The following is a 25,353-nucleotide window of genomic DNA, read 5'->3' as shown; positions in this document are numbered from 1 at the left end:
TTAGTTTACTAAATTTTTTAATTCTCCTTTTGATTTGATGATCTGTATTTCAGCTAATTTGTATTCTAATTGCGCTGTAGTGTAATTGTTTTGTGCTTCTGATAAAGCGTTTTCTGCATCTAACAGTTCTGTTAAAGAAGCCAGTCCGTTTACATAGTTGTTTTTTGTGTTTTCTAAAACCGTTTTGGCTAAATCAGCATTTTCCTTTTGAGTTTTGATGTTGATGATGCTGTTGTTAAGTTGGGTTTTTGCGTTTTCAAACTGGTAATTTAAAGCCAGTTCGGTGTCTTTAATGTCTTCTTCGATTTTCTTTAAGCTCACTTCGGCCTGACGTACTTTGGATCGGGTAGAGAATCCGTTAAATACCGGAATATGCAGGTTTAGTCCTATCGATGAAAAATCCGACCAGAACACATCATTCGGTTTTCCTCCCAAGGGCATTTTAGTTCCTTGCCCTAAATAACCGTAGTTAGCACTTAATGAAAGAACAGGGTAATATTCTGCCTGGTACGTTTTCTTTTGAAACCCTAACAACTGTTCTTGTTTTTTAAGTAAAGACATTTCGGTTCGGTTTTCAATTTCGGCTTTGCTGGTAAAGGCATCCGCAGTTACCTCCATGGTGTTTTCCGGTAACTTGATTTGCTGACCCATCGGCATTCCGATAAAGAATTTTAAAGTGTTTTCCTGAAGTTGTACAGCATTGCTTAATTGTAAACGCGCTGCTTCAAGATTACTTGCCTTAACGGAAATACGGTCTAAATCAATTTTTTTTGCCAAACCGTTATCGAACTGTCCTTTAATAATTTCACGCACTTTTCGGGTACTTGCTAAGTTATTTTCGGCGATGCCCAGTTGTTGTTTGGAGATGTATACCTGATAGTAACAGCTCGAAACTTTTTCAATTAGTTGTTCTTCGGTTAATTGCTGGTTGATAGTATAAAATTCACGAGTGGAACGTGCTGCTTTTAATCCGGTAAATACCGATTGGTTGAATAGATTTTGGGTTAAACTAACCGTTCCGTTACTGCTCCATTTCTGACCAAGCGGCACCAAAACAATGGAACCTTCCTCGCCACCAAAAAAACTGCCCGGTAAAGCATTTTTTTGGAGTATAGGATTGTAAGTTAATCCTCCGTTTAAGCTGATTTGTGGTAAAGCCATTGCTCGAACTTCGGCAATTTGATGATCGCTGTTTTCAACGTTCAGCTTTGCTTTTTTGGCTTCGGCTTTATTTTCCAGCGCAAAAGTAAGCGCATCTTTAAGGCTAAGCTCTTTGACTTCCTGAGCATTTGCTGAGAAACCAAGGGTTATTAGTGTGATTATAAATAGATTCTTCATTAGATATTAGGATTTTGTAAGTGTTTTTCAAGTTCTATAATTCCTTTTGGCGTGGCAATGGCCCGGGTGTGGTATTCCAAAGCTTTTATTTCCAGTTCGTGTACATCTTTTTCGTAAATGGTATTTTCGTTGATATTGAATATTAAGGTGTAATAAAATTCAACAGTAGTTTTGATGTCTAAATCTGCTCTGTACAAACCTTCCCGAATTCCTTTTTCTATATTGCTTCTGAAGTTGCCGTTGCAGAATTCGATGCTTTTTTCCTGAATTTTGGTATAAATCATCGGATAGTGTTTTTTTAATTGATATACCGGAGAAGTGTCGTAGGATTTAAACATCTCTTTAAACATCTTCTGGATTTCAAAATTTTCTTCAATAGCATTGAAGTTTTGTAACGTCATGGTATTAATTTTTTCATTGACGTCGTTGTGGATTCTTTCCGTTGTTTCTTCCACTAATACTTCTTTGTTGCAGAAGTATTTATAGATCGTTTTTTTGGAGATGCACATCTCACCTGCAATATCGTCCATAGTTACGCTCTTAAATCCTAGTTTTAAGAACATTTCCTTGGCTTTGGACATGATTTTCTCTTTCATACGCTTTAAAAATTCTATGCAAATTTACTATGGAAACTTTTAACACAAAAATAGTTTCCATAGTTTTCACATTTATTTAACATTAAGGTTAAGTCTTGAAAATACGGGACTTAAAAGGTGTTTTGATCTATCAAGATTCGAATTAATTGATAAACTCCCACCATTTCGAAAATTTCTGATCTTGTTTTAGGTAGGTGATTTCTCCTATTCGAGGCGTTACTAATTGTAAATCAGTATTTTGTTTTAGACTTGTAATTTTTTTAAGTGGTTCGTCCCAGTCATGATTGGCCAATGCAAATTTTGAAGAGTGAACCGGAAACAATTTCTTGGCTTTTAATTCTTGAGTCGCTTTTAACACTTCTTGCGGCATCATGTGGATGTGTTTCCAGCTCTTGTCGTATTGGCCGTTTTCTAAAATCGCCAAATCAAAAGGGCCTAATTTTTCACCGGCTTCTGCAAAATGAGTATCATAACCGCTGTCGCCACCAAGGAATAATTTTAATGAAGGGGCTTGTAAAACATACGACATCCAAAGTGCTTTGTTGCGTTTAAAGCCGCGTCCTGAAAAATGACGTGCCGGTACCGTAGTAACGGAAAAGCCATCCTCTAAGGTAAACGATTCGTTCCAGTCTTTCTCCAGTAGTTGTTCCGAAGTAAATCCCCAACGCTCCAAATGTTCACCGGTTCCTAAGCCGCAAATTACTTTTCTAACTCGGTTTTGCAATTGTTTTACGGTTCGGTAATCCAAATGATCCCAATGGTCGTGGGTGATGAACAAATAATCAATGTCAGGGATATCATTAACATTGTAATCATTTGTGCCTTTAAATGCTTTTGTTGTAAAGGAAACAGGTGATGCATTTCCGCTCAAAACGGGATCGACCAATATTTTCTTTCCGTCAAGTTGAATAAAATAGGAAGAGTGTCCAAACCAAACCATAACGTCTTTTTTAGGATCCAATTGAAGTAAGTCGGTCTTTACGGTTGGAAGTTCCTTTGAAGGTTTGTTGCGCTCCTTTTTGTGAAAGATAAATTCTTTAGCAACCGACAGCATTGTGGCTCCTTCAGTTAAATCTGGGGTAGGGTTTAGATTTTGAAATACTCCGTTTCTGTAATTAGGTGAAGCTTTGATTTTTGCCAAACGTGCGCCTTTTGGCGTTCTCCCGAATTGTGCTTGCCTTATAAAGACGATTACAGAAAAGATTGTTAATAAGGTTATTAAAGTTGCAGTTAGCATCGTTGATCATTTTAATTACAGTGCAAATGTATAATGGAAACTTTGAATACTTAAAAAGTTTCCAAGTTTTTATGTAAAAATTAACATTTGAAAACTGTTTAATTTGGAGTACTTTAGCCGAAAATTTAGTTGTATGCATTCCATTTCTGAGTACCAATCCTTTATTTCCAGTCATTTTTCAGAGCTTTCCATTGAACGTGAACCTAAAAATTTGTACGAGCCCATTCAGTATATTTTGTCTTTGGGCGGGAAGCGAATCCGACCGGTTTTAACCTTGATGGGAGCGGAAGTTTTCGATGCAAATTATAAAAGTGCATTGGCGGCAGCAACAGCGGTTGAGGTTTTTCATAATTTCTCCTTGGTGCACGACGACATCATGGACGATGCTCCGTTACGCCGTGGCCATGAAACGGTTCATGAAAAATGGGATCTGAATACAGGGATTTTATCCGGAGATGCCATGTTAATTTTAGCCTATCAATTTTTTGAACATTACAGGCCTGAGATTTTCCGTGATTTGGCTAAACTTTTCAGTAAAACGGCTTTGGAAGTTTGTGAAGGTCAGCAATGGGATGTCGATTTTGAAACCCGTGACGATGTAAGCATTCCCGAATATTTGAAAATGATCGAATACAAAACCGCTGTTTTAGTGGGGGCTGCTATGAAAATGGGTGCGATTGTGGCAGAAACTTCCCAAGAGAATGCAAATTTAATTTACGATTTCGGATTGAATTTAGGAATCGCATTCCAATTGCAGGACGATTACCTGGATGCTTTTGGTGATCCGTTAACTTTTGGAAAACAAGTGGGCGGAGATATTATTGAAAATAAAAAAACGTATCTTTATCTGAAAGCGGTAGAGTTTGCCCAAGAAGATATAAAAGAACAATTGCTGCATTTGTTCTCAATTCACCCGAACAACAACAGCGATAAAATTGCTTCCGTGAAAACGATTTTTAATCAAACCGGAGCCAGTGAAGCGACGCAGCAGGCGATTCGTGAGTATACCTTCAAAGCCTTTGAAACTCTGGAAAAGATGCAAATTGACCACGATAAAAAAGCGGTTTTAAAAACCTTTGGAGAGCATTTGATGAGCCGAAATGTGTAACCAACTTCTGAAAGCAAACCTAATTTAATAACCAATATGTACATCGCTCCCCAAAATACCGACATCTTACTCTCAGAAGCTCAGAAAGAGGCGCTTTATATTAAATTGGTGGAGCAACTCAATAAAGATTTCACGCTCGCCAACGAATCGTTGGATTTTGAAACCAGTATTTCACCGATTGATTTGAAGGTGCGTTTGCATGAGAAAATCTATAGGTTGATTCAGTATAAATTCGCGGAATACCTTAATTTACTTTACATTATCGATGTACCCGAAGAGCAGATAAAAAAACTCGATGGTTCCGATTTGGTGGAACTCGCGGAAGAAGTTACCTTTCTTGTTCTTAAAAGGGAATGGCAGAAGGTTTGGTTTAGAACGAAGCTGTAAGTTTGAACATTATATAGCGTTCCATAAGGTTGTAAGTGCTTCTCGAACTTGAAATATCAGAAATGCTTTGTGTTTTAAAAGTGTTATTGTTGGTTAGGTTTTTACCAACCAGTGCATAACTCAGACTTTTATTTTTAGGTTCGTAGGTGATTTCACTTTCTACAAAGGCATAATTTTTCTGATGTAATCCGGGCATGGTGTAATTGCATAGGACATATGCTTTCAAAACATCGCTGTGTTTGTAAATCAATTTGGTTTGATTGCTGAAACTTTGGAAATTACTTTTTAAAGCTGTGTTCTTAACTTCATAGTGGTTTTGGGAAAAGCTGGTTTTGTTTTCCAGATTCAGTCTGGATTTAAAACCGGTTCGTCCTGTCAAATCAATAAACAATACACGATTTTCTATGGTTCTTAGTTCAGAAGTATTTACAATATTTTTGTTTAATGACAGTGTGTAGTTTCCATTTATAAAAAAGGTGGTAAGTAAGGGATGCAGGTACTTCATGCCATTGGCAGACAGTGTATAATCTTTATTGCCAATGTTGGCATAAAAAGAGTTGAAAACTGTAATATTTTGGTTAATAAGGGTTTTGCTGAAGTAATTATTGGGATGGTAGTTGTGTTCAAAAGCGATGGCATATTGCGTCAGTTTAAAAAAATTATTGTGCGCAAAATCCAAGCGATACGTATGTGTTTTAAGGTACGCCAAAGCTAATTCATTGGATGAAAAACCACGGTATGAGCTTTGCACAATTCCGGTAAATAATTTATCTTCTTCGGGTGTAATTTGGTTGTAACTGTACAGAAAAGAAAGATTGTCCCGCTGACCGAAAATGTATTTGGCAATCAGTCTTGGGGTAACAACAAAGCCTTTTTCTGTGCTTTTGATCGACCTTTGGTAATCGTTAAGTTCCAAAGTGTTGTACGCATTTACCAAACTGAATTTAAAGGCTAAATTTTTATCATTTTTATAGGAAACAGAAGTGTTCATTCCGTAACTGGTTATTGTGTATTGATTGTTGTTTTCAAAAGCATCACCTAAACTTTGGTTGTAAGAATCTTTTAAAAGCGAACGTAATTTAGACTTTGAAAAAACGACCAAAGGCATCACACCAAAGTTAAATTGCTCTTTCTTTGCTAGAAATAGAGTGCGCAAGTTCAGGAATTCTTTTTTGTAATTGCTGTATTGATTTTGAGCGGTTGTGTTGCCATTAAAATCAATAGGGGTTCCGGGATTTGTTTCATACTGTTGAGGTGCTTCACTAAAGGAATAATTAAATTTAGAGGTCAAGGCACTCAGTTCGCTCATTTTTAAAGTAGCGTTCAGCTCTTGGTTGATTGCAAAAGGTTTTGTAGTTACTTTATTTTCTTGTTGTGTTCCGTTATTATTACTAAAATCATTGAAGATTGTCGGCTGGTAATTCACTTTGCTTAAATATTCCCAGTGAAAGTTTTTTTTCTCTTTGTTGGAGTAATGAATGCGGCCGTCATAAACAAAAGGTTTTTTAATCAGCGTATTGGTTTCAATTACTGTAAAATGATCTTCTCCAATTTGATATTCTGTTGTGTTTTCATTCTTTCGGGTAAGCTGATCCTGATAATAACTCACATTGAATTTTAAAGTTGAATTCTTGGCTGTCTTCATCAAATGATTGTAACTGAAATACGTAGTCTTGTTCAGTCGGTGAAGTGTTGGGTCCAATGAAGATGAGTAATCTCCCTGACTGATGAGCTCTTTGGCGAGAATGTCTTTATTGTTGATGCTTTCCAAGGATACTATGGAGGAATCAAAGTTGTAAGGGGTGTTATTTTGGCCAATATTGTTATAAGATGCTAAAGAGAAACCTTTATGTTTTTTATTAACTAGCATACCGCTTAAGTTTCCATAAAAATTTTCTTTATAACCGTAGCCCAGCGTGGTGTTTCCTGAAAAGTCGGTCTTCCCTTTTTTAAGGACAAGGTTTAAGGCGACATCATCGGAGTCTCTAATTCCTTTTAGCAAGGAGTTTTCTTCGTAATGGTCAATCCCTTGTACTTTTTCAATCATATCGGCACTAATATTTTTCGAACCTAATGAGTACTGAGAATCAAAAAGATCGTCTCCGTCCAAGAGCAATTTTTTGATGGTTTTCCCTTTGTATTTGATTTCTCCGTTTGATTCTACTTTCACTCCGGGAAGTTTTTTTAGTACGTCTTCTGCTACCTTTTCTGTTCCGTCTTTATAACGCTCAAGGTTGTACTCTAGAGTGTCTTTTTTTACCGTGATTGCAGGTTTTTTTGTAATGATGACTTCTTTAAGTTGGGAGGTTCGCTCCTTTAAATTCACATTAAGTAAAAGTGTATTTTGCTCTGGTTTGAATTTGTTTAAATCAAAAACAGCAGGTTCGTGAGCTAATGAAGTTACTTCAACTATTAGCGAGTCCAGTTGGAATTTTGGCTGAATGTTGTAATGACCGTTTTCGTCGGTTGAAGCAAAAAGATAAACGGATTTTGGGTTGCTTTTTTTCTTGATGAGAATATTGGCAAAAGGAACAGCTGCGATACTGTCTCGAACTGTTCCTTTTATGGTTTGGGCGTGTAAGGTTGTGCAAAAGAGCATTGCCAAAACAAGGGCAAAGTATTTCATGGTTATTCAACTAAAATTTCGATAAATCTTTTATTTGTAATTATTGTGGCATCTTCATCCAGCTTATAGTGGCTGATTTTATCGAAAAATATCTTGTAATCCTCAACATGCTGTTCCCAAGAAATGAAGGGTTTGTCTAGGTAGGGGTTTTCAATAGTTTCGTTACTATTTTTAAGTTCTTCGGCTTTAAATTTTACTGCACCATCATCAGAATTCACTTCAAGGATAAGGCCGGGTAAGCCATCAAATTTGTGAGGGCCACTTTGTATAGGGATTTCAGGAGCAAAGTAAGCAGTGTAAGTTCTTCCACGATAACTTCCTTTGGCACTCTGGCATTCATAACCAAGTATTTTCTTTCTTGAATTTTCAATACTCCATTTTATTTTATATGTGTTGTCTTTGATGTTGTATTTTTTTGTTCTACTGTTCCCGTAGGTAATTTTATTGATTAAGTCTTTGTATTGAATCGGGGTGTATTCTGAACTTTTTTCTTCAATTTCTCCAAGAATATCGCTAAAGAACACCGTGTCTATAGCTTTGGAATAGACAATGCTATGGAAGTTATTGGTTATTAACTTCTCCTTTACTTTCCAACATACGCCATATTGATCTTTTTGGTCAAGTAGAATATGGTCGTATTGTACTGTTATTGTTTGCGAATAATGGTAATTGCATCCTAAAATAAGTATTAGTAGATATGTGATTTTTTTCATGCTTATATTGAATAAAAGCATCGATAAAATGATCGATGCTTTTTTTGATTTAACGGATTGTAATAATTGTGTCTTCTACATTTGCTAGGTATTTAATAGCTGCCCCTGCTGCAGCGGCGGCCCATAAACATGCCATTTGTTGAGCTTCTGCTTCGGTTGAAGCTGAAACACATTTTATAACTCCAATACTTTGATAACCTTCTTGTCCGGAAACTCCTATGCTTGCAGTTTTTTTGCAACATTTCGTAACGTCAATATCTTTATTATTTTTTGTCCTTTCAAGTGAATTGTCTTTGTGTTGCGCTTTCTTCTCTTCTATATTTCCAGTATTTCCAGCGAAAGAAATTTGTGAAAAAATTAATACGGCAGATAGAATTGTTTTTGTTCTCATTGAATTTGATTTTGTGTTCATCGATTAGGTCAATTAGCTTTGATTTGAGATAGTTACAGTGTATTCTACTTCGGCTAGATACTTTACTGCGGCTTTAGCTAAATCACTTGCACGCTGACAGGCGCTAAACTTAACTAAGGTTTCATCACTGCCTGATAGGCATGATGTTACAGTCACAGAGAGATAACCTGCGGTTCCTGGTGTACCCGCAGAAGCAGACCTAGCACAACAATACGTGTAAACAGTTTTCGGCTTAACAGCCGTTTCTTTTTTCTTATCCTTGGCGGATACAGTGTTCGCTGCTGCGAAAAGGCAGGTAATAATAAATAATTTTTTCATAAGAAAAGTTTTAAATTTTTTACAAACATAAAACAATTCTTACAAAATGAAAATTCATACTTGTTAAAAAAATGTTAAAAGTAAATTCTTACAAAAGGCATCCAGGCTTCACTGTAGACATTGTTGCGCTCCCGGTACAAAATGTTGTAACGAATACCAATAGTAACGTTTTGGTTTCGGTAACCGGCCCCTAGGAATAATGCGGTATTCCAGAAGTTGTCTTTAATTTCTGGCGAAATCTCGGTATACGTGTTGTTTACGCGAAGCTGTTCAAGTTCGGCCGAAAGTTGAAGTTCAGGGATAGGGTTGACAAGCTCAATTAAGCTAATCCCGTAAATGTGGGAATCGAACCAGTTTTTTTGACTCACATAACTGTACTGAATTCCTAAACCCGTTGAAAAATAATTGTTTACATGGTAAATGGCGCTAGGTGCAACCATGATGTTAGAATAGCCACTGCCAACACTTAGTCCGAGTCCTCCGCCAAAGCGAACTTTTTCCCAAAAGCTGTTTTTTTGTTGTGGGCTAGTAATTTCTTGGGAGTAGACAAAAGAGCTTGCTGTTAGAAAAAGAAGTAAGCTAACAACAAATGTTAAAAAACTTAAGATGTTTGTTTTCAACTTCATTATTAGGAATATTTTATGATATAAAAGTATGAAAAACATTAGAAGATTAGTATAAAGTATTGTACTTTTGCGTAAAATTTTTTAACCCAAAATCGTCATACGACAGTATTATGGATAGGTTTTCCTTTTTAAACGCAGCACACACGGCTTTTTTTGCCGATTTATACGATCAATATTTACAAAATCCGGACAGCGTAGAACCAAGTTGGAGAAGTTTTTTTCAAGGGTTCGATTTTGCTAACGAATTTGGAGCTTCCCCTTCTGATGAACTTGCCGTTATGGCAAACGGTGGTGGTGATTGTTCCGCGGTTTCGGAAAAATTACAAAAAGAATTTAATGTTTTGAAGTTGATTGACGGGTACAGAACCCGCGGTCACTTGTTTACCAAAACCAACCCGGTTCGCGACCGTAGAACCTATTCTCCAGATTTGGCTATCGAAAATTTTGGTTTGTCTGCTGCAGATTTGAATACGGTTTTTGATGCGGCGCGCATTGTGAATTTAAACCCATGTTCGCTTCAGGAGATCTTAAATCACTTGAACAAAGTGTATTGCGAATCCATCGGGGTGGAGTACATGTACATTCGTGAACCGAAAGTGATCGAGTGGATCCAACGCCGTTTGGACATCAACGATAATCTTCCGAATTTCAATACCGATCAGAAAAAACGCATCCTTGCAAAATTGAACGAAGCGGTTTCTTTCGAGAACTTCCTTCATACAAAATATGTGGGTCAGAAACGTTTCTCTTTGGAAGGAATCGAGTCGGCTATTCCGGCTTTAGATGCGCTTATTGAAGCTGCAGCGGATAAAGGCGTAGAGCAATTTGTGATGGGGATGGCGCACCGTGGTCGTTTGAATGTGCTGGCAAATGTTTTCGGAAAACCGACGCAGGATATTTTCTCAGAATTTGACGGAAAAGATTACGACGACGATGCTTTGTTTGACGGAGACGTAAAATACCACTTAGGATTAACGGCAGATCGTACTACTCAAAACGGTAAAAAAATCAACATCAATTTAGCACCGAATCCTTCGCACTTGGAGACCGTTGGTGCGGTAATTGAAGGAATCGCAAGAGCTAAACAAGATAAATACTATCCGGAAAACGGTTCTAAAGTATTGCCAATTGCAGTACACGGAGACGCAGCAGTTGCGGGTCAGGGTATCGTTTATGAAATTATTCAGATGGCAAAACTGGACGGTTATAAAACCAGTGGAACCATTCACATTGTACTAAACAACCAGGTAGGTTTTACCACAAATTACCTTGACGCACGTTCGTCTACCTACTGTACGGATATTGCAAAAGTGACCTTGTCACCAGTATTGCACGTTAATGCAGACGATGCAGAAGCGGTAGTGCACGCCATGTTGTTCGCTCTAGAATACCGTATGGAATTCGGAACCGACGTGTTCATCGATTTGTTAGGCTACAGAAAATACGGGCACAACGAAGGGGATGAGCCTCGTTTTACCCAGCCAAAATTATACAAAGCCATTTCCAAACATCAAAATGCAAGAGATCTTTATGCAGATAAATTAAAAGCAGAAGGAACCATCGATGCGAATTATGTTTCAGGATTGGAAGCGGAATATAAAGCAAATCTTGAGGAGAATTTAGAGAATTCCCGTAAAAAAGATTTAACGGTAATCAGCCCGTTCATGCAAGACGAATGGAAAGGTTTTGAGCAAGCTGAGGCAAATGTGATGCTTCAGAAATTCGAAACTAAAGTGGATAAAGCTGTTTTAACCGATGTGGCCAAGACCGTTACGGAATTGCCTTCGGATAAAAAATTCATCAGCAAAATCACCAAACTGATCTCCGATAGAAAAACCATGTTCTTCGAAACGGACAAATTGGATTGGGCAATGGGAGAGATGTTGGCTTACGGTTCCTTATTGACGGAAGGCTACGATGTTCGTATTTCCGGTCAGGATGTTGAGCGCGGAACCTTCTCACACCGTCATGCGGTCGTGAAAGTGGAAGATTCTGAAGAAGAAGTGATTTTATTAAACCATATCCCGAACAAAAAAGGAAATTTCTCGGTGTACAATTCACACCTTTCCGAATACGGGGTTTTAGGTTTTGAATACGGTTATGCACTAGCAAATCCGAACGCTTTGACCATTTGGGAAGCGCAGTTTGGAGACTTCGGAAACGGGGCGCAAATCATGATCGACCAATACATTTCCGCAGCAGAAGACAAATGGAACAACCAAAACGGATTGGTGATGTTGTTGCCTCACGGGTATGAAAACCAAGGGGCGGAGCACTCCTCGGCACGTATGGAGCGTTTCCTTCAGTTGTGTGCAAACCACAATATGTACGTAGCAGATTGTACTACTCCGGCAAACTTCTTCCATTTGTTAAGAAGACAAATGGTAACGAAATTCCGTAAACCATTAGTAGTGTTTACACCGAAGAGTTTATTGCGTCATCCGGAAGCAGTTTCCTCTGTAGAAGAATTCGCAAACGGACACTTTCAGGAAGTTATTGACGATGCAAACGTAAACAAAGCGGATGTTAAAACCTTAGTGTTCTGTACCGGTAAATTCTACTACGACTTAAAAGCGGAACGAGAAGCCAACGGAAGAACCGATGTCGCTTTGGTGCGTTTAGAGCAATTGTTCCCGTTACCGGTTGAGCAAATGAAAGCGATCATTGCGCAGTATCCAAATGCAGACGATTACGTTTGGGCACAGGAAGAACCTAGAAACATGGGGGCTTATGGCTACATGCTGATGAACTTCCACGAAGTGAAATTCAGAGTGGCTTCGCCTAAAGCGTACAGTGCGCCGGCAGCAGGAAGTTATGTGCGTTCTAAAAAACGTCATGCTTCGGCTATTGCGATGGTTTTTGATAAAACCTTATTTCAATAAAAATTGTATTTTTGAGAATCTTATAAATAACAACACCTATAAAATTATATAAAAGATGATTTTAGAAATGAAAGTCCCTTCACCGGGAGAATCGATTAAGGAAGTGGAAATCGCTACTTGGTTAGTAAAAGACGGAGATTATGTAGAAAAAGACCAAGCAATTGCTGAGGTTGATTCGGATAAAGCTACTTTAGAGTTACCGGCAGAAATGAGCGGAGTTATTACGCTTAAAGCAGAAGAAGGTGATACAGTGGCCGTAGGTGCGGTAGTTTGTTTAATCGATACGGATGCAGCTAGACCTGATACTTCGGCAAGCTCAGCAACCACGGCAGCAGCAAAAGTGGAAGAAGCTCCGAAAGCGGAAGCTCCAAAAGCAGCACCGGTACCCGCTGCAACCACATATGCTACTAGTGCTCCATCGCCAGCGGCAAGAAAAATTTTAGATGAAAAAAACATCCAGCCAACCGATATCGTAGGAACCGGAAAAGGTGGAAGAGTTACTAAAGAAGACGCGGTAAACGCAGTACCTTCAATGGGAACACCAACAGGAGGATCTCGTAGTTCGGAAAGAACAAAATTATCGATGTTGCGTCGTAAAGTAGCCGAGCGTTTGGTGGCTGCTAAAAACGAAACAGCGATGCTTACTACTTTTAACGAAGTAGACATGAGCGCGATTTACGCCATTCGTGACCAATATAAAGAAGAGTTCAAAGCAAAACACCAAATGGGATTAGGCTTTATGTCGTTCTTCACAAAAGCAGTTACAAGAGCATTACAATTGTATCCGGATGTTAACTCTATGATCGACGGTCAGGAGAAAATCTCTTACGATTTCTGTGATATCTCCGTAGCGGTTTCAGGTCCTAAAGGATTGATGGTGCCGGTAGTGCGTAACGCAGAGTTGTTATCGTTCAGAGGTGTTGAGGCAGAAATCAAACGTTTGGCAATCCGTGCGCGTGATGGTCAAATCACGGTTGATGAAATGACAGGCGGAACCTTCACTATTTCTAACGGTGGGGTATTCGGATCGATGTTGTCTACCCCAATTATCAACCCTCCACAGTCTGGTATTTTAGGAATGCACAATGTAGTGGAACGAGCGATCGTTAAAAACGGTCAGATTGTTATCGCTCCGGTAATGTTCGTAGCCCTTTCTTACGATCACCGAATCATCGACGGACGCGAGTCTGTAGGGTTCTTGGTAGCGGTAAAAGAAGCGTTAGAAAATCCGATTGAACTTTTAATGGATAACAATCCTAAGAAAGCATTAGAACTTTAATAGGTTTAGCTTATAAATAATAAAAATCCCGCTTAGTTTGTAAGCGGGATTTTTTTTGAATTTGATTGTGAACACGACTTGCTGTTAAGAACCGTTCTGACTTTTCAGTTTTTTATATTCGCGGATTAACTCTTTAAGTTGTCGGTTTGATCCAACATCGATTTGTTTATCCGATAGGAAATGCTTGAATCGGAATTGGCTTTTGTAATTTTTGGAGATGATTTCCTGATCCACAACAAAAAGCTCATTTCGTAAATGTTGTTTTTCATTTTCGAGACTTTCCAGGCTTTCAAATTTATCTTTTAAATCTCTGCGAAAAGTAGTGGTACTGAAAGGTATAGAATTTAAAAGTTGCATTTGTTTTTTAGACTTGAAATCTAAACTGGCAATAATTTTATGGGCAATTTCTTCAATCTCTTTCTTGGATAAGGTATCCATTTTTGCAGGTAGAAAGGATTCGGGTTTGTGCTTTTTCTTTGTCATGTTTTCAGATGGGCTTTTTTGCTACTAACGGTTACAAAGGTACCGAAAAGATTAGAAGAAAAATGCGATAGTGCGGATATACTTCGTCGGTTTGGCTTAAGCCTCAGGTGTAATTTGTGCTGCCCAAAGCAGAAGAAGCTTAAAATCTTGATGGTTTGACTGCCCTATTGCGTGTTTATCTTTGGTCCATTTAAATTAAAATCCATGGCTCTAAAAATTTTTCGAATATTTGTATGAGAAGAACTATATTCTTTTTCATGCAAAATTGTATAAAAGAGTGGTAAATCTTCTATTTCAGGCATAATTGATGTAAGCTTTGCAATCCAATATTTTTTACAGCTAGAATCTAATTCTTTTTCTTCAAGTATTTTTGAGATAAGTTCAGTTATTGATTTTTCGCCATTAAAAAAATCGTCAAATTCACTTTTATATTCTTCAGGCAAACCATTTAAACCGTTTTTATTATATAATCTTTCTAAGACATCAAAATTATTTGCATATGTGACAATTTCGAAGATTATATTTTTCACGAAAATTGAATTTGCATCAATTGCTGTGTCTTTTTCTAAAGTATCAATGCCTGCTAATATTATAGTTATATTCTTTTTTAATGAACTATTTCCATATTTTGAAGCAGTCTTTAATAAGGCTTTAAGTTGTGGTAAATCTTCTGTATTTCTAATAAGAAACCAATACGGAGCAGGTGTATTACTTTTAGAAACGTTATTGGCTTCTACAATAAAAGACCAAGATTGATGAGCAGTTAATTTTGTGTTCTCTTCTATAATTTTAGCATCAATTAAGCCGCTTGAAAAGGAATAATAGATTGAAGACTTAGGGGGTAAATCTAATGCTTTGCTTGAAAGCCTCCCGTTTGCTGTGGCAATATCTGCATAAAATTGATCACGGAATTGAGTGAATTCGGATTTTAAAAATTGTGCGGAAATTGGTATAGCATTTTCATCATCCCTACCAACTATTTTGACATTTAATGGATTACTACCATCTTTTACTTTGTTTAATGTCACAGGATTAGCTTTTTCTAATGCATCGATTAAGTAGACAATATCATTCTTTTTAGGAGCAATGTTTAAACTTTCAAATTTTTCAATCCATTCGGGTAATTTTTGTGGTATTTCTGGAAGAATCAAAAACAGAGATGTTAATATTGATTTTTGTTCACTTAAATTTTTACTTTTCTCAAGTTTATCATATAAGTCATCCACTAAAATATTATTATCTAGTTTAATTCCAACTAATTCAGGAATTTTAATTAAATAAGGTTTAAAGTTATTAGATTCAGATAATAATTTTAAAAATTTAGTAACATCTTGAAATAGTGATGCTACAATTTCATAGGATAAACCATATCCATTATGTAGACCGTTAGCTCGAGAAGTAATAATAATTTGAAATCTATTTGTAAGTTCAATAATTTTTTTTAAAAATTCATCGGGCTTTGATATTCCATTTGTAAGAAAGAGTATGTTATTTGATGATTGTCTAAGTAATGCTCTAAAATCACTCAATATTTCCGAGGCAGTTTTATATCTACCACTTTTATAATCTTTGAAAATACTTTTTTTTCCAAGAGCTTGAATTAATATAGAACTCATAGCTAATTCTATGGAACTTCCTATTAGACCAATTTCAGGGGAATATCGAACTTGTTCAATTTTTAGCTGATCTCTTCTAAAAGAACAGATTCCAATTTGAGCTAGTCCTAAAGATTCTATACTAGCTTCAAGCAATCTAATTGTGTCGTTTTTTAATAGTCTTGGCATAGTATTAATTGTACAGCATTAAGAATTGGCGTCGTTGTGTCAATTTACAGATAATTTTATTACGAGAAATATGATCGAAAATCTGAAACTTTTTTTTTAAAATTATGGACAGCAATGCTGCTAAACAGTTGTTAGCTTTAGTGCTTTAGCTTCTCTTCGGATTGATATTTTTCATTTTTGAGATAACTTTAAAGAATAAAATAGAAATATTAACTGTCAAAATGAACATAAAAATGGTTACCGCAACGTATGATGTTGAAATTGTGTCATAACTCAAAGTTTTAAATTCTAAAGAAGTAAAATATTCAATACTAGTCTTGACAATTTTTATAGACTGTGGAATAAATATGAGTGTGATGGAAGTCGCTGCTGTTAACAAAGGGATTAATTTTGTTTTTAAAACAGATTTGGCTAATGTGTAATTAGCTTTATCGTCTTCTTTGAAATTATTAGGTTCCAAATTTAACACTTCAATTATTGATGAATAATAAGTGCCAAACAAAGTTGTCAATATTGCCAAAAGTAAACTACTTGCAGATAGTAAATCAGACATGTTAAGGAATTGGTTGAATTGCGAAATGATTGCATAGTTTTAAATAAGAAGAAGCTTTAACTACATATGTTGATATAGTTCCTTTTTCTTTTTCTATAATTGGTAAACTGGTATCAATGCTTCCAAGAATCCTATTTAATTCATCCTTAAAATACTGATTTTGAATTGATATTTTATAATCATTTCCATTGGCCATTTTTGTTATACTTTGAACTTCCTCTTTAACGGAATTTGTTATTGTGTCTTTCAAATCATATTGGTATTTTGACATTATTGATTTTATCAATGAACGGCTTTCAGTTGCAGTAACTTGAAATAAATCACATATTTTTTGCTCATCCGGAATCTTACCGTTAAAGAAATATTTAATAAATATAAAAAGGCGAAATTCAATAATATCTCGTCCTCGTGTGAAAACTTTCTGACCTAAAATCATTTTGCGATACTCCTCAAAAGATGCTTGAGCAACTTTATTTAATTTGTCATTCAATTCTGCATCAGTGCAATGCAATATTGACTTTAGTAAATTGGTTTCGCCTGCTTCGATGGTTGGAATGTTGAATTTAATTTCCATATTGATTTTTACTGATTTTTTTTTACAAATTCTTGTACATTACAGCTAACTTGTAAATGTGTTTTTTTAGGCAATCTATCTGACAATAATTATATCAACCAGACAATTTTCAAACATAAACATAAACATAAACATAAAAAATAACCTACACAATCACTAAATTTAGTGATATTTCAAAAAGCTAAAAAAAACCATAATAATATCAATCGCCACTTGTTTTCTTACCCCAAACCAAAACCTGTTTCGAAAAAATATTTTTCAAAATTTTGCAACAAATTTCGTTGCAAAATTTTTAAATTTGAAAAAAAGCAACAAGTTTTGTTTCAAATTATTTTTTTCTTAAAAAATGCAACAAATGAAAACAGATGCCACTTTAAAAAATATCTTGGGCTTAACGCAAGAGGAAGCCGCTTATCTGTTAGGGATTGAACGCGGGTTATGGTCTATGTACGTTTCCGGAAAACGCGCCTTGCCCTTAGCCGCCACGCAGCAACTAACGGTGTTGTTGAAGCATTTGCAGGAATCAAAAGGCAAGTCTAAACAAAGCGAGGAAATTACTAAAGCCGAGCAAAAGAAAATGCAGGAGCAACTGCAACAGGACTATCTTAAGGTACAGGTCAAACACTATAAGGTGGACAAACAGATCAGTACTATCGAAAACATACGGGCCGAATGTTTTGCGGCCTTGGAAGTGGCGGCGTTTTTGGAGCATCAGGAAGCGTATCAGGCTAAGGAGGCTTTGGCAAAAGGCATACGGGCACGAGTGGCCAGTACCCTGAGAACGCATAATTTGTATGCCTTAACAGCGCTTCGGCTAAAAAAACAAGAGCTTGAAATGTTAAAAAATACTTTAAAGCAAAAAATGATGGAAGGAAAGAACGAACTGTAAATCAGGAGGCTGGAGTTTATTGTTTAATGAAATATTTTCTTACAAAATGTTAAAATTCAAAAACTGAAACCCTTTTCTGTTTTTTGACATCACTTTTGAAAACTGTAAGAATAGTATTAACTTTAAAAATTATAAATTATGTATTCATTAAACAGAATTACCACAGTAGCCGATTGCGATGTATTGTTATCATGGGCAACCAAAGAAAAAGAAGAACTGGCGCACAAACGCTACACCGAGCAACGCGTTACTACTACCTACAGCACTACCTCTATAGAGATTGAGGCCGTTTTACAAGGGGTACTAACGGAAATAGCCGCTGAAGAAAACATCATCGCCGTTTTACCCGAGGGGAAACAAAAAGAAGAGCACGTGAAAAAGAAGACCCGTCTGGAATACAAAAAGTTTCTGCTGGAAAACCGAAGAGAAAGTTATGGCGTGGTGGCCTTACTGGAAAATGAACTCGATCTGGAACGCCTCAATAAAGAAATAGCCGAGGTAGATGTTTTCATTGCTGGAGTTACCGCCCACAGAAATACATTATAACCAAAAAAATCCCGCTTAAAACAAAGCGGGATTTTTTGTTTATTTGTCCTCAGAATTTATTCCAATGAAAAAAGAAAAAAAATCGGCAGCAATAGGTTTCATCTTCATCACCATGCTGATCGATATCATCGGTTGGGGGATTATCATACCGGTAATCCCAAAATTAATTGCCGAGCTTATTCATGGTGACATCAGTGAAGCTTCAAAATACGGGGGTTGGCTAACCTTTGCCTATGCCATAACACAATTTGTTTTTGCTCCGCTTATTGGAAATTTAAGCGATAAATTTGGTCGTCGTCCGGTTATTCTTATTTCGTTATTGGGGTTTGCGTTTGATTATGTCCTTCTGGCATTAGCACCAACTATAACCTGGCTTTTCATTGGTAGAATTATTGCCGGATTTACCGGAGCCAGCATTACTACGGCATCCGCTTATATTGCAGATATCAGTTCGCCGGAAAACCGAGCCAAAAATTTCGGAATGATAGGCGCAGCTTTTGGATTGGGTTTTATTATTGGTCCTGTTTTGGGAGGGTTGCTTGGGCAGTATGGTCCAAGGGTTCCTTTTTATGCTGCAGCCGTTTTGTGTTTGCTTAATTTCCTTTATGGCTATTTTATTCTTCCGGAATCTTTGGAAAAAGAAAACCGAAGGGCTTTCAACTGGAAAAAAGCAAATCCGGTTATGGCTTTTATAAATCTGAAAAAACATCCGTCGCTTATCGCTTTAATTTTATCGATTTTTCTTTTGTATGTGGGTTCTCATGCAGTGCACAGTAATTGGAGTTTCTTTACTATGTATCGTTTTAATTGGGATGAGAGAATGGTTGGTATTTCATTGGGGGCAATAGGACTTTTAGTGGCTTTAGTGCAAGGAGGGCTCATTCGTTGGGCAAACCCTAAACTGGGAAATGAGAAGAGTATTTATATCGGACTTGGTTTTTACACCATTGGGATGTTTTTGTTTGCTATGGCCAGTCAAAGTTGGATGATGTTTGCTTTTTTAATACCGTATTGTTTGGGAGGGATTGCCGGTCCGGCATTGCAATCGATAATTACCAGTAAAGTACCGGTAACTGAACAAGGAGAGATTCAAGGAACCTTAACTAGTATGATGAGTGCCTCCGCGATTGTTGGGCCGCCGTTAATGACTAATGTTTTTTATTTCTTTACCCATAAAGACGCTCCATTTGAGTTTGCCGGAGCACCTTTTTTACTGGGAGGTATTTTGATGCTTATAAGTAGCGTAATTGCCTATCGTGCTTTAAAGATGAATTAAAGTTTAGGAAGAAAGCGCAAATTATTTCAAATACAGATAATGGTTGAAATAATCGATGATTGCTTTTCCTTTCAATAAAATATCCGCACCGATGATTCCGTGAACCGGTTTGGCTTTGTAGAGTTGTAAAGCAGAATTTACGTGGCTCATATCGAAAATCACAATTGAAAAATCGGTTGTTTTCCAATGCGAAAGTTGAAGCGTGTTGTCGCTCGCCATTTGAGTATACATTCCGGTAGCACCTGCTCCAGCGGCTTGTGTTGGGGAATCCTGTGCTTCGAGGTTGAAATAATCAACATTGTCAAAACCAATACAACTGTTGGAGGCTCCGGTATCTAAAATAAAATTGCCTTGAACCCCGTTTATTTTTCCTTTTATCAATAAATGCTGGGTTTTGGAAAGTTTGAATTTTATCTTTTTGTAGCCTTTCTTTTTTAAAATGTCGTGCAGGTTCTCCATACTTCAAAAATAGTTGAATATTACCAACAAACCTATCTTTTAGGTATGGAATAATCTGAGGGTAACTTTGTACCTTTGCACAGAATTTAGAATTGATCATGATACTTACCGATACCCATACCCATTTGTACTCCGAAGAATTTGCAGAAGACCGTTCCGAAATGATTGCCCGCGCCATCGATCGTGGCGTGAAACGTTTTTTTGTTCCCGCCATCGATTCCTCGTATACACAAAAGATGTACGACTTACAAGAGCGCTATCCGGAGCATATCTTCTTGATGATGGGCTTGCACCCTTGTTATGTGAAAGAGAATTATGAGGAAGAATTAGCGCACGTAGAAACGGAATTAAGCAAAAGGAAATTCGCGGCCATCGGGGAAATCGGTATCGATTTGTATTGGGACAAAACAACGCTTGCAATTCAAAAGATTGCTTTCCAAAAACAGATTCAATGGGCAAAAAAGTACAAATTGCCTATCAATATTCACTGTCGCGAGGCTTTTGACGAGATTTTCGAAGTGTTGGAATTGGAGAAATCCGACGAGTTGTTCGGGATTTTCCATTGTTTCAGCGGAACCTACGAGCAGGCTTTAAAAGCGATTTCATATAATATGAAGTTAGGAATTGGTGGGGTGGTGACTTTTAAAAACGGTAAAATCGATCAGTTTTTACATCAGATTGACCTGAAACACATCGTTTTAGAGACCGATGCGCCGTACTTGGCACCGGTTCCGTATCGCGGAAAACGCAACGAAAGCAGTTATGTAAGCTTAGTTGCAGAGAAGCTTTCGGAGATTTATGAGTTGCCGGTTGAAGAAATTGCACGAATCACCACGGAAAATTCCAAAGAAGTTTTCGGTATTTAACAAAGAAATTCCCTTTGATTCATAAAAAATTCGTTCTTTTGTGAATTGTTAACGAGTTAACCCATGCCAACAAAATTCGATTCGATTCGACAGTTTTATGATAGCGAGGTAAATGCTGCCATTCAAAGCATATCCAATCATCCCATGATGAAGGCTTTGATGAGTTTTACCTTTCCCGATGTAGAGGAATCGGTTTGGATGGAACAGTTAAAGCGTACGCATTCGATACGTGATTTTCAGGTTAATTTTATTTATCAGTCCATTCAGCGCGTTTTAGAGCGTAGTTCGGATGGTTTGAGTACTTCAGGCTTTGAAAAACTTGAGCCGAATACGTCCTATCTTTTTATTTCCAATCACCGTGACATTATTTTAGACACGTCTTTACTCAATGTAAGTTTATACGACCACGGACAGATAATGACCGCTTCTGCAATTGGCGATAATCTGGTGCAGAAATCGTTTTTGCTAACGCTTTCCCGTTTGAACCGTAATTTCTTGGTTCGAAGAGGATTATCACCCAGAGAATTATTGCAAAGTTCTAAATTAATGTCTGAATTCATGTACCATTTGCTTTCCAAAGAGAACCGTTCGGTTTGGATTGCACAACGTGAAGGAAGAACCAAAGACGGAAACGATGCCACCCATCAAGGCGTTTTAAAAATGCTGGCGATGGCTTCCGATGAGAAAAACGTCATGGACTTCTTCAGAAAAATAAGAGTGGTTCCGGTATCGATATCCTACGAGTACGATCCTACCGATGCTTTAAAAATGCCGCAGTTAATGGCTGAAGCCAATGACGAGGTGTACATTAAAGAGAAAAACGAGGATTTTATTACTTTGATAAGCGGAATCATCGGGCAGAAAAAACGCATTCATATTCATGTTGGAGATGTTCTGGATAAAGAATACGATAAAATTGTAGCCGAAAACGATAATACGAACAAACAAATTCAGGCTTTAGCGCAGGTTATTGATGATTCAATTCTTTCAACCTACAAATTATGGCCAACGAATTTTATTGCCTACGATTTGATTAATACTACCAGTAAATTTTCCAATCAATATACCGAGAAAGAAAAACAGCTTTTCGAGCGTCGTTTAGAAATGCGTCTGGGAAGCGAAAAAGAAACACTTCGTGAAAGTTTCCTTGCCATGTATGCTAATCCGGTAATCAATAAACTGAAATACGGCAATGTCGACTAAACCTAAAATACTTTTAGTATATACCGGAGGTACCATTGGAATGGTGAAAGATTCTGAAACCGGTGTGCTTAAAGCGTTTAACTTCGACGAATTACTGCATAATATTCCCGAACTGAAACTACTCGATTGCGTTATCGAGACTTTTTCGTTTAAAAATCCAATCGATTCTTCGAATATGAACCCTGAAAAGTGGGTGGCCATGGCCGAGGCAATCGAAACTAATTACGATAAATTTGATGGTTTTGTGGTGTTGCACGGCTCGGATACCATGTCGTATTCCGCTTCTGCTTTGAGTTTTATGCTGGAGAATTTAGCCAAACCAGTTGTTTTTACAGGTTCTCAGCTTCCTATTGGGGATTTGAGAACAGATGCAAAAGAGAATCTTATTACGGCTATTCAAATTGCTTCTTTACGTGAAAAAAATAAACCGGTCATTACGGAAGTGTGCCTGTACTTTGAATACAAACTTTACCGCGGTAACCGGACCTCAAAAATAAGCGCGGAACATTTTAACGCCTTTGCGTCTCCAAATTATCCGGAACTGGCTGAATCAGGAGTACACTTAAAAGTAAATAAAGAGCTGCTTTTGAAAAAAACTACTGCTAAAAAACTTAAAGTGAACAGGGAATTTGATTCTCATGTGGTGGTGGTGAAAATGTTTCCGGGAATTAATGAAGCTGTTTTAAATGCGGTCTTGTCTATTCCGAATTTAAAAGGAGTGGTGCTGGAAACCTATGGATCTGGGAATGCGCCAACGGAAAACTGGTTTCTTTCAATCCTGAAAAAAGCCATAAAAGAAGGTTTGCATGTAGTGAACGTTACACAGTGTTCGGGAGGTAGTGTGAATATGGATAAATACGAAACGGGAATTCAGCTTAAGAAAATCGGAGTGATTTCCGGACACGATATTACCACCGAAGCAGCCATTACCAAATTGATGTATCTTTTAGGGCAAAAGGTAGCGCCGTCTGTATTTAAGACCATTTTTGAAACCTCGATTAGAGGTGAACTTTCCTGAAAATTTTCCCGGAAAAGATTGAAAAAACCAAATAAAAGTTGTTATTTCGCAAACTGAATTTAGAGAGGTGTCCGAGTGGTTGAAGGAGCAAGCCTGGAAAGTTTGTATATGGGTAACTGTATCGAGGGTTCGAATCCCTTCCTCTCTGCAAATAAAACCTTTAAACAGTGATGTTTAGAGGTTTTTTATTTTATATCTTTTTTGGATAACAAAAGACGGTGTAATTGTGAATTATTTTTTTAAAAAATACTCACATTGCATAAGAAAAGTCGTAACTTTCTGCGTGACTCCATTTCTAATACTAAGGGTATGGCAAAATCCAGAATATTCGGAAAATTAAAATTTCCCAGCGTTTACACTTTGTTCTGTATTGTGGTTCTTTCCTGTGCATCCCTGATTTTCCTTAATTATTATACAATCAAAACTCTGTCGGCCAACAGAGCTTACGTGAATGGGGAATCACATTATTCCAAAGGACAAAAAGATGCAGCCCGTCATCTTATTACTTATCTCTACACAAAAGATGGGAAGCAATGGGAGCAATTTCTGCAAGAATTGAAGGTACCTCAAGGGGATGGCATTGCAAGAATAGCGCTTATTCAGAATCAAGATGAAAAAATCATAAAGGAAGGACTTCGTGCCGGTAGAATCGAAGAAAAAGATCTTGATGATGTTATTTGGTTGTTTGAAAATTTCAAAACGGTATCTTTTTTTGCTAAAGCAGTTAAGCAGTGGGAGCAAGGAGATGCTTTAACAGATAAGTTGTTTGCTATCGGAAAAGAAGTTCATGAAAAAATCAGTACTACAGATTTGAGCGCAAATGAAAAAGAAGAGATCCTTTTGCTTATAGGAAAAGTAAGTGATGAGCTGACCATATATGAAAAGAATTTTTCACATACTTTAGGAGAAGGTTCGCGTAAAATCAAAAACTACCTTCTATTTGCCAATGTTTTTTTTATTCTGATAATAATCAGCTCGGTAACCTCCTATTATATCGTTATGATGAGGAAATTGCTGCTTTCTAAAAAGGAGATTGAAGCTAAAAATGAACATTTGGTTTTGGCCAACAGTGAGTTGGATAAATTTGTTTATAGCGCATCACATGATCTTCGTTCTCCAATTACCTCGGTAAAAGGATTGGTGGAAATTGCCAAAGAAGAGGAGGATTTAGAGCAGCTTCGCAGTTATCTGGATTTGATGAACCAAAGTTTAAGCTTGCAGGATCAATTTATCAGTGACATCATCGATTATTCTAAAAATAAAAGGAACAGATTGGTTGTTGAACAAGTAAGTTTGGTTAAAATTATTGATGAGGTTATCGCTCAGCACAGTCATATCAAAGATGCTAAAACCATCGCTATAAAAAAGAATTTACAAATCGATGAAATACACGGTGATCATTTGAGATTGAAAATTATTTTGAATAACTTAGTGTCCAATGCGATAAAGTATTCTGATAGAAAAAAATCGAATCGTTTTATTGAAATTTCAACGAGTTGTGAAGACGATCAGCATACCATTACAGTTAAAGATAACGGAATAGGAATCAAGGAAGAGTTTCAGGAAAAGATTTTTGAGATGTTCTTTGTGACCGACCATAATTTAGGTTCCGGTCTGGGTCTTTACATTGCAAAGGAAGCTGTAAATAACCTTAATGGTTTGATTCGTGTTGAGTCTTGTGTTAATGTAGGAACCAAATTTATCGTTAGTATACCCAAATGCCATGAAACCTGATTGTGTTTTTTTACTCATAGAAGATAACCTTATCGATCAGCTTATTACCACCAAGCTGCTTAAAAAAGCATTGGGTGTGGTTAAGATTAGCGTGGTTAATAACGGAAAAGAAGGCATTGAATGGTTGCGGAATTACAAAAACGGTCTTAACGAATCATTGATTATTCTTTTGGATATAAAAATGCCGGAAATGGATGGTTTTGAGTTTCTTGAGCGGTTTGATGAGATTTCAGAAGATGTAAAGCAAAACATCGAAATTTTTATGCTTTCCTCAACAATGGACAGAAACGACATTAAAAGAGCCAAGGATAATACTTATGTTAAGAATTTGTTCAGTAAGCCTCTGCCTGCTAAAGAATTTAAGGATATGATTCAGGTTGAGCATTGTTAAGTGCATTTTGTAATTCAGAGTAATGCGATTTAATTAAATCAAAAGGATAGTTGTG

25 protein-coding genes and 1 tRNA gene are annotated in these 25,353 nt (G+C 37.0%); 13 read left to right on the top strand and 13 right to left on the bottom strand.

The genetic code is table 11. The features are described from left to right. The 3 genes from LZZ90_RS01360 to LZZ90_RS01350 all read right to left on the bottom strand — a co-directional run bounded on the left by LZZ90_RS01360 (position 1) and on the right by LZZ90_RS01350 (position 3,171). Positions 1–1,338, bottom strand: a complete 1,338-nt coding sequence (locus LZZ90_RS01360) for a TolC family protein (RefSeq protein ID WP_237788887.1) — start codon at positions 1,336–1,338, stop codon at positions 1–3. Further along, positions 1,338–1,934: a TetR/AcrR family transcriptional regulator gene (locus LZZ90_RS01355; protein WP_237788886.1), complete on the bottom strand. Its 597-nt coding sequence runs from the start codon at positions 1,932–1,934 to the stop codon at positions 1,338–1,340. Before LZZ90_RS01355 ends, LZZ90_RS01360 begins: the two co-directional genes overlap by 1 nt. A 142-nt stretch (positions 1,935–2,076) precedes the next feature. After that, positions 2,077–3,171 (bottom strand): MBL fold metallo-hydrolase, encoded by a 1,095-nt coding sequence (locus LZZ90_RS01350; protein ID WP_237788885.1) that lies wholly within the window; start codon positions 3,169–3,171, stop codon positions 2,077–2,079. Between the two features lie 133 nt (positions 3,172–3,304). On the opposite strand from LZZ90_RS01350, the gene LZZ90_RS01345 reads away from it, so the two are divergent. Further along, the gene (locus LZZ90_RS01345; protein WP_237788884.1) at positions 3,305–4,279 is read left to right on the top strand and encodes a polyprenyl synthetase family protein; all 975 of its coding nucleotides are present in this window, start codon (positions 3,305–3,307) and stop codon (positions 4,277–4,279) included. A gap of 36 nt (positions 4,280–4,315) precedes the next feature. Continuing rightward, on the top strand, positions 4,316–4,666 hold the full coding sequence (locus LZZ90_RS01340; protein ID WP_237788883.1) for a hypothetical protein: 351 nt from the start codon (positions 4,316–4,318) through the stop codon (positions 4,664–4,666). On the opposite strand, the gene LZZ90_RS01335 is transcribed toward LZZ90_RS01340, so the two are convergent. The 5 genes from LZZ90_RS01335 to LZZ90_RS01315 form a co-directional block, all read right to left on the bottom strand. Then, complete coding sequence (locus LZZ90_RS01335) at positions 4,650–7,292, bottom strand: carboxypeptidase-like regulatory domain-containing protein (protein ID WP_237788882.1); 2,643 nt, start codon at positions 7,290–7,292, stop codon at positions 4,650–4,652. The two genes, LZZ90_RS01340 and LZZ90_RS01335, sit on opposite strands and share 17 nt — an antisense overlap. 2 nt (positions 7,293–7,294) lie before the next feature. Continuing rightward, the gene (locus tag LZZ90_RS01330; RefSeq protein ID WP_255702303.1) at positions 7,295–8,026 is read right to left on the bottom strand and encodes a GLPGLI family protein; all 732 of its coding nucleotides are present in this window, start codon (positions 8,024–8,026) and stop codon (positions 7,295–7,297) included. Between the two features lie 28 nt (positions 8,027–8,054). Then, a complete protein-coding gene (locus tag LZZ90_RS01325) occupies positions 8,055–8,396 on the bottom strand; it encodes a hypothetical protein (RefSeq protein ID WP_237788880.1) in 342 nt (113 codons plus the stop codon). Between the two features lie 33 nt (positions 8,397–8,429). Further along, positions 8,430–8,735 carry a hypothetical protein gene (locus LZZ90_RS01320; RefSeq protein ID WP_237788879.1) on the bottom strand — a complete coding sequence of 102 codons (306 nt, stop codon included), beginning with the start codon at positions 8,733–8,735 and terminating at the stop codon, positions 8,430–8,432. A 74-nt stretch (positions 8,736–8,809) separates the two neighbouring features. Next, the gene (locus LZZ90_RS01315; protein WP_370640592.1) at positions 8,810–9,361 is read right to left on the bottom strand and encodes a hypothetical protein; all 552 of its coding nucleotides are present in this window, start codon (positions 9,359–9,361) and stop codon (positions 8,810–8,812) included. A 110-nt stretch (positions 9,362–9,471) separates the two neighbouring features. Here LZZ90_RS01315 and LZZ90_RS01310 point away from each other — a divergent pair, with 110 nt between their 5' ends. Together LZZ90_RS01310 and odhB are read left to right on the top strand one after the other, a co-directional pair. Continuing rightward, a complete protein-coding gene (locus tag LZZ90_RS01310; protein ID WP_237788878.1) occupies positions 9,472–12,243 on the top strand; it encodes a 2-oxoglutarate dehydrogenase E1 component in 2,772 nt (923 codons plus the stop codon). Positions 12,244–12,298: 55 nt separating this feature from the next. Beyond that, positions 12,299–13,522 (top strand): 2-oxoglutarate dehydrogenase complex dihydrolipoyllysine-residue succinyltransferase, encoded by a 1,224-nt coding sequence (gene odhB / locus LZZ90_RS01305; protein WP_237788877.1) that lies wholly within the window; start codon positions 12,299–12,301, stop codon positions 13,520–13,522. A gap of 84 nt (positions 13,523–13,606) precedes the next feature. Here the strand turns inward: odhB and LZZ90_RS01300 are convergent, their stop codons facing one another. The 4 genes from LZZ90_RS01300 to LZZ90_RS01285 form a co-directional block, all read right to left on the bottom strand. Next, a complete protein-coding gene (locus tag LZZ90_RS01300) occupies positions 13,607–14,005 on the bottom strand; it encodes a hypothetical protein (protein ID WP_237788876.1) in 399 nt (132 codons plus the stop codon). Between the two features lie 164 nt (positions 14,006–14,169). Next, on the bottom strand, positions 14,170–15,789 hold the full coding sequence (locus LZZ90_RS01295; RefSeq protein WP_237788875.1) for a hypothetical protein: 1,620 nt from the start codon (positions 15,787–15,789) through the stop codon (positions 14,170–14,172). Between the two features lie 145 nt (positions 15,790–15,934). Continuing rightward, on the bottom strand, positions 15,935–16,342 hold the full coding sequence (locus tag LZZ90_RS01290) for a hypothetical protein (RefSeq protein WP_237788874.1): 408 nt from the start codon (positions 16,340–16,342) through the stop codon (positions 15,935–15,937). A gap of 1 nt (position 16,343) precedes the next feature. Then, positions 16,344–16,916, bottom strand: a complete 573-nt coding sequence (locus LZZ90_RS01285) for a hypothetical protein (protein ID WP_237788873.1) — start codon at positions 16,914–16,916, stop codon at positions 16,344–16,346. Between the two features lie 355 nt (positions 16,917–17,271). Here LZZ90_RS01285 and LZZ90_RS01280 point away from each other — a divergent pair, with 355 nt between their 5' ends. From LZZ90_RS01280 to LZZ90_RS01270, 3 genes are all read left to right on the top strand, one after another. Then, entirely contained in the window at positions 17,272–17,805 is a 534-nt protein-coding gene (locus LZZ90_RS01280; RefSeq protein ID WP_237788872.1) for a hypothetical protein, read from the top strand. Positions 17,806–17,943: 138 nt separating this feature from the next. Next, entirely contained in the window at positions 17,944–18,351 is a 408-nt protein-coding gene (locus LZZ90_RS01275; RefSeq protein WP_237788871.1) for a hypothetical protein, read from the top strand. Between the two features lie 64 nt (positions 18,352–18,415). Beyond that, on the top strand, positions 18,416–19,627 hold the full coding sequence (locus LZZ90_RS01270; protein WP_237788870.1) for a TCR/Tet family MFS transporter: 1,212 nt from the start codon (positions 18,416–18,418) through the stop codon (positions 19,625–19,627). Between the two features lie 21 nt (positions 19,628–19,648). Here the strand turns inward: LZZ90_RS01270 and LZZ90_RS01265 are convergent, their stop codons facing one another. Continuing rightward, a complete protein-coding gene (locus LZZ90_RS01265; protein ID WP_237788869.1) occupies positions 19,649–20,086 on the bottom strand; it encodes a retropepsin-like aspartic protease in 438 nt (145 codons plus the stop codon). A 98-nt stretch (positions 20,087–20,184) separates the two neighbouring features. Here LZZ90_RS01265 and LZZ90_RS01260 point away from each other — a divergent pair, with 98 nt between their 5' ends. From LZZ90_RS01260 to LZZ90_RS01235, 6 genes are all read left to right on the top strand, one after another. Next, the gene (locus tag LZZ90_RS01260; protein ID WP_237788868.1) at positions 20,185–20,952 is read left to right on the top strand and encodes a TatD family hydrolase; all 768 of its coding nucleotides are present in this window, start codon (positions 20,185–20,187) and stop codon (positions 20,950–20,952) included. A gap of 63 nt (positions 20,953–21,015) precedes the next feature. Then, complete coding sequence (locus LZZ90_RS01255) at positions 21,016–22,155, top strand: 1-acyl-sn-glycerol-3-phosphate acyltransferase (protein ID WP_237788867.1); 1,140 nt, start codon at positions 21,016–21,018, stop codon at positions 22,153–22,155. After that, positions 22,145–23,173, top strand: coding sequence for an asparaginase (locus LZZ90_RS01250; RefSeq protein ID WP_237788866.1), 1,029 nt, complete (start codon positions 22,145–22,147; stop codon positions 23,171–23,173). Before LZZ90_RS01255 ends, LZZ90_RS01250 begins: the two co-directional genes overlap by 11 nt. Positions 23,174–23,234: 61 nt before the next feature. After that, positions 23,235–23,321: transfer RNA gene (locus LZZ90_RS01245), tRNA-Ser, on the top strand. 161 nt (positions 23,322–23,482) lie between these two features. Next, positions 23,483–24,907 (top strand): HAMP domain-containing sensor histidine kinase, encoded by a 1,425-nt coding sequence (locus LZZ90_RS01240; protein WP_237788865.1) that lies wholly within the window; start codon positions 23,483–23,485, stop codon positions 24,905–24,907. Next, positions 24,897–25,298 carry a response regulator gene (locus LZZ90_RS01235; protein WP_237788864.1) on the top strand — a complete coding sequence of 134 codons (402 nt, stop codon included), beginning with the start codon at positions 24,897–24,899 and terminating at the stop codon, positions 25,296–25,298. The genes LZZ90_RS01240 and LZZ90_RS01235 overlap by 11 nt, the downstream gene beginning before the upstream one ends. Positions 25,299–25,353 lie beyond the last annotated feature (55 nt).

It is taken from the genome of Flavobacterium sp. SM15, from assembly GCF_022012335.1.
Classification (GTDB): domain Bacteria; phylum Bacteroidota; class Bacteroidia; order Flavobacteriales; family Flavobacteriaceae; genus Flavobacterium.
Note: the sequence above shows the minus strand (reverse complement) of the source record. Positions and strands in the feature narration are given on the sequence as shown.

Coding starts and splice junctions, on each gene's coding strand:
- LZZ90_RS01360 (WP_237788887.1), bottom strand. CDS start 1,338: ATGAAGAATCTATTTATAATCACACTAATAACCCTTGGTTTCTCAGCA.
- LZZ90_RS01355 (WP_237788886.1), bottom strand. CDS start 1,934: ATGAAAGAGAAAATCATGTCCAAAGCCAAGGAAATGTTCTTAAAACTA.
- LZZ90_RS01350 (WP_237788885.1), bottom strand. CDS start 3,171: ATGCTAACTGCAACTTTAATAACCTTATTAACAATCTTTTCTGTAATC.
- LZZ90_RS01345 (WP_237788884.1), top strand. CDS start 3,305: ATGCATTCCATTTCTGAGTACCAATCCTTTATTTCCAGTCATTTTTCA.
- LZZ90_RS01340 (WP_237788883.1), top strand. CDS start 4,316: ATGTACATCGCTCCCCAAAATACCGACATCTTACTCTCAGAAGCTCAG.
- LZZ90_RS01335 (WP_237788882.1), bottom strand. CDS start 7,292: ATGAAATACTTTGCCCTTGTTTTGGCAATGCTCTTTTGCACAACCTTA.
- LZZ90_RS01330 (WP_255702303.1), bottom strand. CDS start 8,026: ATGCTTTTATTCAATATAAGCATGAAAAAAATCACATATCTACTAATA.
- LZZ90_RS01325 (WP_237788880.1), bottom strand. CDS start 8,396: ATGAGAACAAAAACAATTCTATCTGCCGTATTAATTTTTTCACAAATT.
- LZZ90_RS01320 (WP_237788879.1), bottom strand. CDS start 8,735: ATGAAAAAATTATTTATTATTACCTGCCTTTTCGCAGCAGCGAACACT.
- LZZ90_RS01315 (WP_370640592.1), bottom strand. CDS start 9,361: ATGAAGTTGAAAACAAACATCTTAAGTTTTTTAACATTTGTTGTTAGC.
- LZZ90_RS01310 (WP_237788878.1), top strand. CDS start 9,472: ATGGATAGGTTTTCCTTTTTAAACGCAGCACACACGGCTTTTTTTGCC.
- odhB (WP_237788877.1), top strand. CDS start 12,299: ATGATTTTAGAAATGAAAGTCCCTTCACCGGGAGAATCGATTAAGGAA.
- LZZ90_RS01300 (WP_237788876.1), bottom strand. CDS start 14,005: ATGACAAAGAAAAAGCACAAACCCGAATCCTTTCTACCTGCAAAAATG.
- LZZ90_RS01295 (WP_237788875.1), bottom strand. CDS start 15,789: ATGCCAAGACTATTAAAAAACGACACAATTAGATTGCTTGAAGCTAGT.
- LZZ90_RS01290 (WP_237788874.1), bottom strand. CDS start 16,342: ATGTCTGATTTACTATCTGCAAGTAGTTTACTTTTGGCAATATTGACA.
- LZZ90_RS01285 (WP_237788873.1), bottom strand. CDS start 16,916: ATGGAAATTAAATTCAACATTCCAACCATCGAAGCAGGCGAAACCAAT.
- LZZ90_RS01280 (WP_237788872.1), top strand. CDS start 17,272: ATGAAAACAGATGCCACTTTAAAAAATATCTTGGGCTTAACGCAAGAG.
- LZZ90_RS01275 (WP_237788871.1), top strand. CDS start 17,944: ATGTATTCATTAAACAGAATTACCACAGTAGCCGATTGCGATGTATTG.
- LZZ90_RS01270 (WP_237788870.1), top strand. CDS start 18,416: ATGAAAAAAGAAAAAAAATCGGCAGCAATAGGTTTCATCTTCATCACC.
- LZZ90_RS01265 (WP_237788869.1), bottom strand. CDS start 20,086: ATGGAGAACCTGCACGACATTTTAAAAAAGAAAGGCTACAAAAAGATA.
- LZZ90_RS01260 (WP_237788868.1), top strand. CDS start 20,185: ATGATACTTACCGATACCCATACCCATTTGTACTCCGAAGAATTTGCA.
- LZZ90_RS01255 (WP_237788867.1), top strand. CDS start 21,016: ATGCCAACAAAATTCGATTCGATTCGACAGTTTTATGATAGCGAGGTA.
- LZZ90_RS01250 (WP_237788866.1), top strand. CDS start 22,145: ATGTCGACTAAACCTAAAATACTTTTAGTATATACCGGAGGTACCATT.
- LZZ90_RS01240 (WP_237788865.1), top strand. CDS start 23,483: ATGGCAAAATCCAGAATATTCGGAAAATTAAAATTTCCCAGCGTTTAC.
- LZZ90_RS01235 (WP_237788864.1), top strand. CDS start 24,897: ATGAAACCTGATTGTGTTTTTTTACTCATAGAAGATAACCTTATCGAT.